This is a genomic window from Streptomyces sp. NBC_00386, from assembly GCF_036063235.1.
Lineage (GTDB): Bacteria > Actinomycetota > Actinomycetes > Streptomycetales > Streptomycetaceae > Streptomyces.
In genome coordinates this window covers 9,727,194-9,740,178 of sequence record NZ_CP107950.1, presented here as the reverse complement: position 1 = coordinate 9,740,178, position 12,985 = coordinate 9,727,194, and the positions used below count along the sequence as shown (strand labels likewise).

Annotated in this window: 9 protein-coding genes and 2 pseudogenes; 8 read left to right on the top strand and 3 right to left on the bottom strand. The window is 67.7% G+C overall.

The genetic code is table 11. The annotated features are described in order from the left end of the window. The first annotated feature begins 35 nt into the window (after positions 1-35). From OG780_RS42675 to OG780_RS42645, 7 genes and pseudogenes are all read left to right on the top strand, one after another. Positions 36-251: a hypothetical protein gene (locus tag OG780_RS42675; RefSeq protein ID WP_328457568.1), complete on the top strand. Its 216-nt coding sequence runs from the start codon at positions 36-38 to the stop codon at positions 249-251. Next, positions 251-676, top strand: coding sequence for a TadE family protein (locus tag OG780_RS42670; protein WP_443062285.1), 426 nt, complete (start codon positions 251-253; stop codon positions 674-676). The genes OG780_RS42675 and OG780_RS42670 overlap by 1 nt, the downstream gene beginning before the upstream one ends. Positions 677-681: 5 nt before the next feature. Beyond that, positions 682-1,131: a TadE family protein gene (locus OG780_RS42665; RefSeq protein WP_328457564.1), complete on the top strand. Its 450-nt coding sequence runs from the start codon at positions 682-684 to the stop codon at positions 1,129-1,131. Next, a complete protein-coding gene (locus OG780_RS42660; protein WP_328457562.1) occupies positions 1,131-1,580 on the top strand; it encodes a pilus assembly protein TadG-related protein in 450 nt (149 codons plus the stop codon). The genes OG780_RS42665 and OG780_RS42660 overlap by 1 nt, the downstream gene beginning before the upstream one ends. Beyond that, positions 1,580-4,894 (top strand): hypothetical protein, encoded by a 3,315-nt coding sequence (locus OG780_RS42655; protein WP_328457560.1) that lies wholly within the window; start codon positions 1,580-1,582, stop codon positions 4,892-4,894. The genes OG780_RS42660 and OG780_RS42655 overlap by 1 nt, the downstream gene beginning before the upstream one ends. 121 nt (positions 4,895-5,015) lie before the next feature. Further along, positions 5,016-5,867 (top strand): annotated as a pseudogene (locus tag OG780_RS42650) (DUF2637 domain-containing protein); the annotation flags it as partial. Between the two features lie 1,231 nt (positions 5,868-7,098). Further along, positions 7,099-7,425: pseudogene (locus OG780_RS42645) on the top strand (integrase core domain-containing protein); the annotation flags it as partial. 504 nt (positions 7,426-7,929) lie between these two features. Here OG780_RS42645 and OG780_RS42640 read toward each other — a convergent pair. The 3 genes from OG780_RS42640 to OG780_RS42630 all read right to left on the bottom strand — a co-directional run bounded on the left by OG780_RS42640 (position 7,930) and on the right by OG780_RS42630 (position 11,858). Further along, positions 7,930-8,115: a hypothetical protein gene (locus tag OG780_RS42640; protein WP_328457558.1), complete on the bottom strand. Its 186-nt coding sequence runs from the start codon at positions 8,113-8,115 to the stop codon at positions 7,930-7,932. Positions 8,116-8,651: 536 nt separating this feature from the next. Beyond that, positions 8,652-9,062, bottom strand: a complete 411-nt coding sequence (locus tag OG780_RS42635) for a hypothetical protein (RefSeq protein WP_328457557.1) — start codon at positions 9,060-9,062, stop codon at positions 8,652-8,654. A 417-nt stretch (positions 9,063-9,479) separates the two neighbouring features. Further along, on the bottom strand, positions 9,480-11,858 hold the full coding sequence (locus tag OG780_RS42630; RefSeq protein ID WP_328458754.1) for a UvrD-helicase domain-containing protein: 2,379 nt from the start codon (positions 11,856-11,858) through the stop codon (positions 9,480-9,482). A 115-nt stretch (positions 11,859-11,973) separates the two neighbouring features. Here OG780_RS42630 and OG780_RS42625 point away from each other — a divergent pair, with 115 nt between their 5' ends. Then, entirely contained in the window at positions 11,974-12,774 is an 801-nt protein-coding gene (locus OG780_RS42625) for a DCL family protein (RefSeq protein WP_328457555.1), read from the top strand. Positions 12,775-12,985: the final 211 nt, after the last annotated feature.

The following is a 12,985-nucleotide window of genomic DNA, read 5'->3' as shown; positions in this document are numbered from 1 at the left end:
CCCGTCTTGCTCACCACTTGAGAGAGGCAAAGACCATGAGGAACACCGCAGCCCGTACCTACCGGGCCGCGTATTGGCTGAGGACCCGTCTGCAGGACGGGCTGGCCGAGGCCAGGCGCCGCCCGGAGCGTGGGGACATCAGTACCACCACCGTCATCATCTGGGTGGCTGCTGTCACCGGGGCCGTGCTGATCGCTGGAAGCATCGCTGTCGTGATCGCCAAGTACAACGGCAAGCTCTCGGGCTTGTGATGCCGGCGCCGGAACGAGTGAAGGGCTGGTGGCGGGGGCGGCGCTGGAGCGAGGACCGTGGTGACACGTCCATTCAGATGGCGATCGTTTTCCCGTTCGTGCTGCTTGCCACCATCGCCGTCATCCAGGCGTCCATGTGGTACTACGCGCGGCAGATCGCTCTGACTGCTGCCCGTGAGGGGGCCAGTGCCGCCCGCGCCTATCAGGCTGGCCCGGGTGACGGAGCCGCCCGGGCCCGGGACGTTTTGGAGCGGACGGCGGGTGACAGCCTGCTCGGTTACAGCGTCGCTGCCGGCAGCGACGGGCAGCGGGTGCGGGTGCAGGTGTCGGGGACAGCGATGTCGATGATCCCGGGAGTTGCGGGATTGCAGGTGCGGCAGTCGGCGTCCGGGGCGGTCGAGCGCTGGACGGTGCCAGGGGGGTGAACAGGATGCGCGAAGCTTGGTGGCCTGGCAGGCGCCGCAGCGATGACGGCAGTGTCGCGATCGAGGCGGCGATCATCCTCCCGTCGCTGATCATGTTTTTGTGTCTGGCGATCGCCGGTGGGCGGATCGTCACCTCGGAGGCGAAGATCGATGCTGCAGCCGAGGACGCGGCACGGGAGGCGTCCATCCACCGCACCGCGTCCGCCGCCCAAAACGCTGCGCACGCCGCGGCCGCCGAATCGTTGACCGCCCAGGGCATCACCTGTGCCTCCAGCACCGTCCGCGTCGACACCGGCGGCCTGAGCGTGCCCGTGGGGCAAGTCGGGACGGTGACTGTGACGGTGACCTGCACCGTCACGCTGTCCGACCTGCTGCTGCCCGGAACACCAGGGGCGCGGACGCTCACGTCCACCGCGACGTCCGTGGTTGATCTGTACCGGCAGCGGGAGGTGTGATGATCTCCCCGTGGGCAAAAGGACGAGCGCGGACTGGTGACCGTGGGGGTGTCACGGTGTTCGTTGCCGTGTGCGTCCTTGCGCTGATCGGCATCATCGGTGTGGCCGTCGACGGTGGCGCGAAGATGGCTGCCACCGAACGCGCCGACTACGTCGCGGGCGAAGCAGCCCGGGCTGGTGGGCAGGCCATCGATCCCGCCCAGGCCATCACCGGCCAGGCGATCACCGTCGACCCGCAGGACGCGACTGCTGCCGCGCAGGCCTACCTGCGCTCCGCCAAAGCCACCGGCACTGTCAGCGTGTCCGGGGACGGCAAGCGGGTCACGGTCACCGTTCACGGCTCCAGCGACACGGCCTTCCTGTCGGCTGTCGGGATCGGCTCGCTGCCGGTGACCGGCCACGCCATCGCGACCCTCCTGCACGGCGTCACAGCACCCGAAGGAAACTGATGCGCACTGCTTCCATGGGCCGGCTGTTCAAGGCCGGTGTGAGTCTGCTCGTCCTGGCGGCCACGGTCGGTGGGCTGCCGCTGCTGCTGGCCTGGGCCACCCCGGTCATCTGGGCGTCCAGCCACGACGGCTTGGCGCACCTGCTGGACCGGCAGGACACCGGGGCCGTGTTCCTTCTTGTACTGGTCGCGGTCGGCTGGATCGGGTGGGCGCAGTTCACGTTCTGCGCGCTGCGGGAGTTGGTCGCGCAACTGCGCGGCCGCCGTTGGCATGCCCCGCGTGGGCTGGGGGCCTCGCAGCGCGCCGCTGCTCTTTTGGTCGGCAGCATCCTGGTCCTGCTGCCCGCCAGTTCTGCCCTCGCCTTTGATACTCAGGCGTCCCCGGCCACCACCGCGGCTCGTATCCCCGGCCAGGCATCCGAGAGCGCGCAGACCTCGGGTGCGGGCCAGGACTCGCATGGCTCTGCCGCAGAGGCGAGTGGGTCGTACACGGTGCGCGAGATGCGGCCTGCGGAAAGCCTGTGGAGCATCGCTGAGCGGGAGTTGGGCGACGGGGAACGGTGGCGGGAGATCGCCGACCTCAACGAGGGGCACGCCATGGCCGACGGGCACGTCTTTCGGTCCAACAGCTTCCTGCAGCCGGGCTGGAAGCTGGCCATGCCTGAACGTTCGAGGCTCCAGGGACTGCAGACGCAGACCGAAGGGCTCGCGTCGGTGGCCGCCGAGGAAGGCGAGCAGCACGTCGTCACAGTCCATTCCGGTGACTCCCTGTCGAAGATTGCCCAGGTGGAGGTCGGTGACGGCGGAGCGTGGCCCGCACTGTTCGAGGCCAGCAAGGGCCGCCGGCAGCCGAACGGACTGCCGGCCATCACCGACCCCGATCTGATCTACACGGGCCAGCACGTGATCGTGCCTGGCGCCCGCCCCGGCCCGGGCAGCCCGTCCGCAGATCGTCAGGGCAGCGACGGCGCTGACAGCAAGCCGCCTTCTGCGTCACCCACTCCGCCCGATCAGAAGCCTTCCGAGGGCACTGGCGAGCACGACGACAGGCCGGCCGCGACGCCGAGCCGGAGCCCCGCGCCCGAGTCGTCAGCCTCGAGCACACCGTCGGTCGGCGCATCCCCGCACGAGTCGACGGAGCCCGCCGCCCCCACTTCGCAGCCGGCCCTCCCTTCTCCCGAGGGCGCCGAGCCCGCCCCGGCCGGCGGCCTGCTGAATCTGCGCATCGTTTTGGGTGCCGGCGCGCTGTTGGCGGCCGCCGTGACTGCGGCCCTCGCGCTGCGCAGGACGCTGCAGCGCAGGCGCCGTAAGCCGGGCGAGACGATCGCCATCACAGCGGAGACCGCGCCCGCCGAGGCGCAGCTTGCGGCGGCCGCCGAACCATCCGACGCCGCTCGGTTGGACGTGGTGCTGCGCACGATGGTCCACGCCGCTGAGCGGGACGGTCGGAGTGTGCCTGTCCTGCGGGCTGCGCGTCTGGATGCCCGCACCGTTCATGTGCTGCCCGATGACCTCGCGTCCGCACCGCAGGTGCCGTTCGTGGCGGGTGCAGCCGGCTGGTGGCGGCTCGAGGCCGGCGCCGAGCTCTTGGACGAGGAGAAGGCCCGCACGATTGCGGCGCCGTGTCCGGCCTTGGTCACGGTGGGCAGCGCGGAGTCCGGTGATCTGGTCCTGGCTGATCTGGCCCGGCTGCCCGTCGTGTTGCTGGACGGTAATCCTGTGCATATCAGCGAGGTGTGCACGGCGCTGGCCCTGGAGTTGGGCATGAGCCCGTGGGCTCGGGAGGTCGAGATCGTGGCCGTGGGATTCGGTGAGGACCTCCCACACCTGCTGCCGAACTCTCGGATCGCGTACATGCGCCAGGCGGCGCACGCGCTGCGCGATCTGAACGAGCGACTGCTGGAGGTCTACCAGATGCCCGAGACTGCCGACCACCCGTACGTGGTGCTGTGCTCGACGGCGCTGGACGACGACACGGCCTGGCAGTTCGCCGACCTTCTCGGCAAGGCTCCGCAGATTCCGGTCACGCTGATCGCCCCGAACGGCACCACTGCCGGTCATTTCCCCGAGGCGGACATCCTCGCCGTCTCCGCGCAGACACCGCAGCGCTTCGACCCGCTCGGCCTCGACATCACTGTGCAGCGCCTGGAACACGCCGCCTACCAGCAGATCATCACGGCGCTCGCTGTCTCCGGGCAGCCGGCCCACGCAGCCGAGGGGGCTTGGCAGCACGTTCCTGGCGAACCCAGTGCCACAGGGTCGGCCAAGCCGAGCTCGCAAGAGGAACCGTCTGGTGTCAACGGCACGATTGCCCCACCGGCCTCAAATCGCGCAGGAGTTGCCGGCTCGGACACCGACGATGCTGTGTTCCCTGCCCTGTTGAAGGCCTCAACTGATCCCGCTGCGCTGTGGCTGCCGCACGCATCGCCTGCCACCACCAGCGGTGTCAAACCCTCGCAGACAGCCGACGAGGAGAGCGTCGACGAGACAGACACCAGCGCCGCAAAGCGAACACGGGCCCAGACCTTCTCTGACGAGAGCGCCGGCGACGTGCCCCTCTCGCAGGCCAGCGGCGGGCCCCAGATCCGTGTGCTGGGGCCAGTTGACGTCGACGGTCTCGGCCGTACCGGTCACGGACCACGCATCGCTCAACTCGCCGCACTCCTTTATTTTCGTCCCAACCGCACGGCCGATGTCCTGTGCACCGACATGGATCCGATCAGCCCCTGGTCGACTGCCACGCTCAACGCCCGCCTCCAGGGCCTGCGTCGAGCGTTGGGCAACGACCGGGACGGTCACCCGTACGTGCCGCGCCGCCGCAACGCAAATGACCACTACGCGCTCGCCGACGGTGTGCGCTGCGACTGGACCCGCTTCATTCAACTGGCTGAACGGGCACTGCCCCAGGGCCTGGTAGGGCTTGCGGACCTGGAGGAAGCTCTCACCCTCGTGCGCGGTCGTCCCTTTGGAACCAGGGCGCCGGCGTGGGCCGAGCCGCATCAGCAGGAGATGACCACCCGGATCATCGACGTCGCCCACGCTGTCGCCACCTACCGCACTCAAAAAGGCCTTCACCACGATCTTGGCGCCGCACGCAAAGCCATCGTGACCGGCCTTGACGTCGATGAGACAGCGGAACTGCTGTACCGCGACTGGCTGATCATCGAATGGACCGCGGGGAACCGGCCCGGTCTGCGCACCGTGATCACTCGCATCCAACAGGTCGCTCAGGCCCTCGACTGTGACCTCGAACTGGAAACCGAACAGCTCATCCAGGAGCTCCTCACCACCAGCCGCAAGGCCCCTACCTCATGATCGCCTCTCAGTGAATCGGCTACCACGGCAAAGCCAAGGCCTTGATGGCCCCGACGCTCACCCTGCCCATGGCACTGCCCAACACGCACAAACAACAGCCGTGCAGAAGGGCCAGCGCGTGATGCCAGAACACAGAACAACCGCTCAACTGGGTCGAGCGCACAAGATTCTCATCGGCGTGGTCGTCGCCGGTGCGCTCGTCATCGCCGGAATCGGCTTCGCCGGTTCGTACGCGGCGGTCCGTGAGCTGGCGCTCCAGAAGGGGTTCGGGAACTTCTCGTACGTCTTCCCGATCGGCATCGACGCGGGTATCGGCGTCCTGCTCGCCCTCGACCTGCTGCTGACCTGGATCCGCATCCCGTTCCCGATGCTGCGCCAGACGGCCTGGCTGCTGACGGTGGCGACGATCGCGTTCAACGGCGCGGCGGCCTGGCCGGACCCGCTGGGTGTCGGCATGCACGCCGTCATCCCGGTCCTGTTCGTGGTCTCGGTCGAGGCGGCCCGCCACGCGATCGGCCGCATAGCCGACATCACGGCCGACAAGCACATGGAGGGCGTCCGCCTCACCCGCTGGCTGCTCTCCCCCATCCCGACGTTCCTGCTGTGGCGCCGGATGAAACTGTGGGAGCTGCGCTCCTACGAGCAGGTCATCAAGCTGGAGCAGGACCGTCTGGTCTACCAGGCCCGCCTGCACTCCCGCTTCGGCCGCGCCTGGCGCCGCAAGGCCCCCGTCGAGTCGCTGATGCCGCTGCGCCTGGCCCGCTACGGCGTGCCCCTCGCGGAGACGGCCCCGGCGGGTCTCGCCGCGGCCGGCATCGAGCCCGCGCTGCTGCCTCCGGCGCCCGCGCCCGCACCGGTCCAGGCGTCCGTCCCGGCCGCCGCCCCGGCGGCTCCCGAGCATCTGGAGCTGGAGTCGAACGGAGGCGGCGAGCGGCAGCCGCAGGCCGGATACCTCCAGCAGGCCCCGGAGCCAGCCGAAGCGCAGACACGGACTCAGATGCAGGCGCAGCTGCCCCTGGCGCAGATACCGGCTCCGGCGTTTCAGGATGCTAGTGACCGTGGTCTGTTCGCGGACGCCTACCACTCGTGGATTGCCCAGTTCCTCGTGGCACCCACGCCAGGCCAGTTCGCCCTGTTCCTACGCGACCGGTTCGCTATCACAACAGCAGCAGGCACCCCACTGTCCGATGACCAACTGTCCCCCATTCTTGCCAGCCTGCAGCAGCGCTACGAGCCGACCACGACGAGCACTGCGGCTGAGGACGGGCGTGCCCGTGATGACGTGGACTGGGAGGAGTTCTTCTACCGGGCCTGGATCGACTTCGCGCATGAGTACGGCAGATACGCGGACGCGGCCGCCCTGGCCCGCTACGTCTTCGAGCGCGACGGCATCACCACCGCGGCCGGCGAACCCCTCGTTGCACAAGATCTTCACGCCTTCGTCCACACCTTTCAGCAGCGTGACTTCGGCGACGGCGGACCGCCCAACAGCCAGACAGTGACCGACCCTGGCGAAACGAACAACGCTTCGGATCTCACCCCCACGGTGCCTCCTGCCAGCACAGGAGCGCAGGCGGTCCAGGAGGTTCTCGGCCCGAAGGTGAACGCATCCATCGACGAGCAGCGACCATCTGTGAGCGAGGACAACACCCTCACCGTGGTCGACCGGTACTACCTCGCATGGAAGAACTACCAGGACATGCACGGCCAGGAGCCCACAGACAAACAGCTCTCCACAAGTCTCGCCAGCAACGGCATGACCAGCCGCAGCGGCAACCCGGTCAGCCCGTCCACGCTGCGCCGCTACTTCCTCTCCTTCCGCATCTACCACGTCTGGGCTGACCGCCGGACGGGTACGGACACTCCCTCTGCCGAGAGCGTGGCGCAGGACTGCGCAGATCGAGGAATCACCGCCCAATACAACAGACCCATCACCGCCGAGGACATAGCCAGGCAGGCCCACAACTTCGAACGCCGCTGGCACGCCATCACCAACAACGCCAGCGAAATGTAGTCCAGCCAGATAGACGGCCAGGCGGGCGTCACGGGCTCGCTCCCCCCTTCATCGAAGTGACCCGTGCCGCCCCGGAAGACCACCGCAGTGCGCCAGCCGAGGACGAAAACGGCACCTCCCCGAGCATGACAACGCAGGATGGAGAACCCGCGAAGGACTGACACTCACCCCCTACGGCGGGACACCACCGCGCGAGCCGAGGCGTCCCGCAGTCAGAACGTCCAGGCAGTTCCGGTCCCGGAAGTTCGTCCGGGCGCTCGGCCGGCACCGGATGGCCGGATCGATAGGGAGGGTCGGGGCGGCAGGGGACAACGCGGCTATGGAGTCGTTCTTCAGCCTGCTGCAGAAGAACGTCCTCGACCGACGGAAGTGGGCCACCCGCGAGGAACTGCGGATCGAGATCGTGACCTGGATCGAGCGGACCTACCACCGGCGCCGCAGACAAGCCTCACTCGGCCGGCTGCCCCCCGTCGAATACGAAACCGTCATGACCACACCGGCCCTCCAGGCCGCGTGACCGAGCCTGTCACCCAACGCTGCAGCAGACCCGAGGCCGGAGACTGGGACAGCGCCGAACAGCCCGCCCGACAAGCCACCGAAGCTGAAGACACTGACATCCTGGCCTTCCTCGCCTCGATGCGGAAGGAGGCTGGAGATCAGGAGAGCGCTGAGCGACTCCTGCGACAGGCCGCCGACGCCGGAAACGCCGAGCCGGGGACCTGGTGGGACATCAGCAGAGTGACTGAGAGGCTCTGGCCACACGGTCTCGATCCCGATGGGACACCATCCCGTCCTTGGTGATGAGCCTTGACCCTGTGGCTATATCGATGACTCGAAACTCATCGATGTTGATCCCGGACGGCAGCTCCTGGCAGGCCTGTGTACGGCGTCGAGGAATACGTGCTGGCGGGGGCGTTGCCGTCCTGGGGCAGGTCACTGCCAGTCATGCACGAGGCCATGGTGCTGTGGTCGATGACCATGCTGATGAGCAGCCGCCTGGCCGGACGCCGTCCGAGTGGCTTCAGCCGGCCGACGCCTCGAGCGCGGTGAACACTCCCGGCCGCACCTGCACCACCCATCCTCGTTCCACCAGGCGTTTCGCCTTCGACCGCAACCCCTCGACCTTCGCCGGGACCACCTCCAGTCCCAGGGCAGCCGCCAGTTGCTGGCACCGCATGCCCTCCCGGGCCGCTTCCGACCGCAGCACCGTGACGATCCGCTGATAGTCCGGTGGCCAGGGCCGACGCCGTCATGCCGTCGGCCCGGTGCGGCACCACGGCCCCCGCCACCGCACCTCGCGCCGGATCCGCGACCGCCGAGGGCGGCTCGGACAGCACTTCGGCCACCGTCGCACGGGCTTCCACCAGCCGCTGAAGTGCGTGTTCGACCCCGCCAAGCGCGACCTGGACCCGCTCGGCCTCCGCCCGCAGCCTCACAACCTCTTCCCGGATCTTCCTTTCCCGGGCCTCCAGCAGACCGAGCACCGACGGCACCAGCCACCTCCACGAACAACGCGAGCGGACGAATCGCCCCATCTCTCCCGCGTCAGACCAGAGTTCATGCCCACCGCACCCGAACCAATAGATCACGTTCGGAAAGCGGATGGCATCTCAGTTGATCTCCCCGAATGGGTGACCTGCGGAGAACGGATCTAGCGCCGGGCTGGGCCAGCACCCGTTCGACCTTTTAAGGCATCGAGCGCCGGGGCACCCGTCCACCAGTGGCACTACTACGCCCTCACACTCAGCAGTCGTAGCTCTTGAGCGTCTTCGAGGCACCGGTGGCCGACTTCAGATAGTCGTTCTCCGACTTCAGGCTCTCGTTCTCCGCCGTCGACTCCGCCAACTGCACGACCAGTCCGGCAGCCATGGACAGGAGCCCCTCATGCTTCGTCTGGAGCCCCTCGTGCTCTTCCTGAAGCCCCTCGTATTCTTCCTGAAGCCCCTTGTACTTCCAGGCGAGGACCCCAATGGTGGTGGCCGCCAGAACGCTGGCGCCGACCTTAACCATGACCCTGGCTTTGCCGAACTTACCTCCGGCTGACTCGGTATCGTCATTGCCGATGCAGACGTGGCCCGTCTGGTGCGAGTGCTGTTGAGCCTCGCCGAGATGGTCGCTCTGATACGGGCACGATCCGCATTGGTAACGGGTCATCAGTCGTTCCTCTCCCCCAGGGAGATGAGCTTGCCACAGGTCATGTGCCTCCGGCGACCAGTTGGTCATCCTCCGTACGCCCACCCGACGCTGAGGGAAGGACGCGCACCTACACGAGTGTGCGCGCCCGACGACATACGCCTGGCCCGCAAGATCCTCCGGAAGATCGAGGTGCAGCGACAGGACCCCCGACTGTCCCTGCGCAACTATCTTCAGACCGGCAGGGACCGCCACGCAGCCCACGTATCGCCCTCCCTCCCGGGCAGCGGCCGATCTGGTCGTGGACGGGACCGCGAGCGGGGCGGAGATGCTGGCGGCCGTCATGCAGCGCTGGTCGGGAGGGTCCAGGCGGCCGAGGCGGAGCTGGAGCGGATCGCGTGCCTGCCCCTGGAACTCGGGTCCGGCTCTCGTGGCCCGCTACGCAGGGTGGCTTGCCCGCATGTGTCCACGTAGTGCCGCGCGCAACGGCGGAAGCGGAATACGCGCACCGAGCATGGTGAGGAACTCCGGGACCGTCCAGCGGATCAGGGCGCCTTGGCGGGCGAGGTAGAAGCCGACCTCGCGGATGTCGTAGCGGTCGTCGTAGTCGAGGAGGAGGTACCCGGCGAGCTGCTGTACCTCGTCGCGTCCGACGCGGTGGGGCCGAGTGACGGCTTTGCAGTCGATGAGGAAGCCGTCGGTGATGAAGTCGGCGTCGGCCTTCACGTCGGCGCTTCCTGCGAAGGTCGGCCCGCATACGCGCTGCTGAGCAGGTAGGCCCCGCAGGGGGGCGAAGGGCTCGTCTGCGAGCTTCATCTGCTCGTCGATGTCTTCGAGGGCGTAGTTCGGCACGGCGCTGGTCACGCCCTTGACGGTGGTGTGCTCGTCTACCTGGGCGAGGAGGTTGCGCTTGCGGGGGAAGGAGCCGTTTCGGTAGACGGCTTCGAAGAAGCCGGTGACGAAGCAGAGCCTGGTCAGTTCGTCGTCGTCGAGTTGTCGGGAAGCGTCTGTCAGGTGGGCGTGGAGGCGGCCCAGAACACTGGTTCCGATCGTGTGGAGGTTGGCGCGCACTGCGGGGGCAGGTGCTCCGTCGATGGGCAGGTCGCTGCCGATCAGTTCGACGCCGGCGATCGCCGCAGGTCCTGGGTCGGAGCCGAGGCTCAGGCGCAGCCGGTAGTCGATGGTGTGGCCGAGGGCGGCGTAGTCGGGGCGGCGTTCGTTCATCGGCTGGACGGGGTGCGGTAGACCGCGGATGTGCTGGAGGTAGGAGGCGATGACGCGTTCGGGGTGGGGAAGGTGCCGGGCCAGGAATGTGGACATCGGGGAGCGTGGGTACTTCAGCTGTCCGGTCAGGGGCAGCCGGGCCAGTGCGATGCCTTCGGGGGTGGCGTCTGCTGTCGCGGCGGTGGCGTGGGTCTGGAGCCGTTTGATTCCGGTGATGTCGAGGTGGGTGCGGGCTCGGGTGACGGCGACGTAGATGAGGCGGGCGGCGGCTGGGTGCACGTTGCGCGGGGAGTCATCGTTGGGTGGGGTGAAGCCTGCTCCGATCCGTACGCGGTTCCACTCGCGGCCTTTGGCCTTGTGCACGGTGGACACGACGACGCGGGCCTGTGCTTCGTCGCTCATCCGTTGGACTGTGCGGATGATCTGCTGGGGGCCGTAGGTGTCCACGAGGTCCACGATGGCTTTGAGGTCGGCGGCTGCGGAGTCCTGTTCGGCGTACTCCTGCACCTCGCCCCAGGAGGAGAAGAGAGCGAGGTCGTGGTGGGAGGTGCGGCGGCCGGCCTGTAGGTCGATCGCCGCTTTCGCGATGTTCAGCAGAGGTTTTCCCCCGCCGACCAGGGCGACGGGCACGCCCTGGTCCAGGAAGCGCAGGACCTCGGCGAGGGCATCGGCGTTACCTCGGCACAAGACGGCGTCGGGGACCTCCACCTCGGTCAACTTGGACGGTTCAGCAGCGTGGCCGGTGAGCTGCATCGTCGAAGTGGCTGCGCGGAGCCAGTGGTTGGCCACCTCCGCGATGGCGGGCCCGAAGCGGAAGGACTGGGTGAGCTCCATCCGCATGCCGGGGAACCCGCTCATGATGTCCTTGGCGTGACGCCATTCGTAGATCTGCTGGGAGGGGTCGCCGACGCAGACGCGCTGGACGTCCTGTGCGAGGAAGATCTCCTCGAGGACCGGGTTCGTGTCCTGTGCCTCGTCCAGCAGGATGTAGTCGGCCCGCAGCCGGGGCCGGGTGAGCGCCCACATCTTGAGGTAGTGGTCGTGCTTGAACGGCAGCGTGCCGTTGTGTGAGCAGATGTCGTCCCATGCCCATCGGGCCCTGGGCAGCAGGAGTCGCGCAAGGTATTGCTGGCCGTGGTCGTCGAGGCCGTTGACGGTGCCCAGATGACGCGCTGCGACCTGTTCCTCGGTGGAGTAGCAGAAGTGCTTGACCATCTCCATCACCAGGTGAGCGAGCGTCGTCGCCTTGAGCCGGCGGCCGCCGACGGCGAGGTCGCGGTCGATGCCCAGGAGCTGCGCGGTGCGCCACAGCGGCATGTGCTGTGAGGCGTCCAAGCGGGCCTTGAAGCGGCTCCCGAGCGCGCGGTAGGCCAGCCCGTGGGAAGTGCTGCAGTGCACGTTGCTGCCGAAGCGGGCCTTGGCCTCCTGCGCGATGGGCCTGTTGAAGGCGATGTACATGCCGCGGCGGGGGGTTGCGGCGCCCATCATCACCAGCGTCGATGTCTTTCCCGTACCGGCACCTGCCACCAAGGCAAGATCATGGCCGGCAGTGAAGCTGTCTCGTGCTGCCGCCTGTTCCTCGGTCGCCTTCACTGCCACCTCGTCGTCCCTTTCCGCAAGCCTGTTCACTCTGTCTGCCAGTCGGCCTCGACCGGACCGGCTTTCGGCTGGTGAGCAGCATGGCAGCGTGCACTGACACCTTGTCAGCGTGCTGGGAACAGAGGTTTGGAGTTTCGAAGAGGTGACCGGAAAGTACGGTGTCTTCGGCCTCGCCATACGCATTCCCGGTTGCCTGCGTCGAACGGAGATACCCGTGCCCAGAGGCATCACCATCGGTGCTACCCGCTACCCCACCAAGGAAGCCGTCCGGAACATCTGCCGCAGCATCGTCCAGCGATACGGCGTAGGTGGTGACGTCACCGACCCCGACGACGATGCTTTCTGCCGCGACCTCCTCGAACGCCACCCCGAATACGACCTCAAGCGCGGGGCCGGCGTAGCCCACTTCCGCGTCATCGCCCACATTGACCACGGCCGCAGAAGTGTCGGGATTGGCCTCGTGCGGCTCGACGGCGAAGTGGCTGACTTCTCGTGGAACGCCTGTCTGACTCCGTTCAGCCACCGCACCCAGGTGCTTGCCGCCCTGCGCCACGCGGTTGCCGATCAGGTGACAGTCTCACGGAACGCGGCACTCAGCTCCGGACAGTCACTGGTCTGCTCCGTCACAGGAAGGCCGATCCCGTCCGCGTCCGAGCTGCACATCGACCACGCGGCCCCGACGTTCCTCGAGCTGGCGGAGGATTTCATCGCCGACAGCGGTGGCGTAGACGCCTTCCGGATACTGCCCGACTCCGGTGCCGGAGTCAGCTACATAGAGCTGGAGGACAAGGAGCTCGAGAGACGATGGCAGGATCGCCATCAGGAGCGTGCCGTGCTTCGACCGGTTCTGAAACGGGTCAACCTGTCCGATCTGCGGCGGGCGAAAGGGCCAGGCACCACAACGCCATAAACCTGTTGCGGCCGTCCCACAGGGCCGAGAACCCCAGGCGGGCCGGGTAGAGCAGTGATCCCCCTGCGTGCTCCAGAGTGCCCGGCGCCGCCAAGCACCACGGCTCCTGCATCAAACAGGGCACGGCGCGCAGTGTCACCGCGCGGCCACCGTCCCAGAACGGATCACGGGCGGAAGGGCATCGGCATGGCTGGGGTGATGCGGGTGATGC

What these genes read in the sequence shown, in the direction of transcription:
- OG780_RS42675 (WP_328457568.1), top strand. Translation starts at nt 36, where the DNA reads ATGAGGAACACCGCAGCCCGTACCTACCGGGCCGCGTATTGGCTGAGG.
- OG780_RS42670 (WP_443062285.1), top strand. Translation starts at nt 251, where the DNA reads ATGCCGGCGCCGGAACGAGTGAAGGGCTGGTGGCGGGGGCGGCGCTGG.
- OG780_RS42665 (WP_328457564.1), top strand. Translation starts at nt 682, where the DNA reads ATGCGCGAAGCTTGGTGGCCTGGCAGGCGCCGCAGCGATGACGGCAGT.
- OG780_RS42660 (WP_328457562.1), top strand. Translation starts at nt 1,131, where the DNA reads ATGATCTCCCCGTGGGCAAAAGGACGAGCGCGGACTGGTGACCGTGGG.
- OG780_RS42655 (WP_328457560.1), top strand. Translation starts at nt 1,580, where the DNA reads ATGCGCACTGCTTCCATGGGCCGGCTGTTCAAGGCCGGTGTGAGTCTG.
- OG780_RS42635 (WP_328457557.1), bottom strand. Translation starts at nt 9,062, where the DNA reads ATGACCCGTTACCAATGCGGATCGTGCCCGTATCAGAGCGACCATCTC.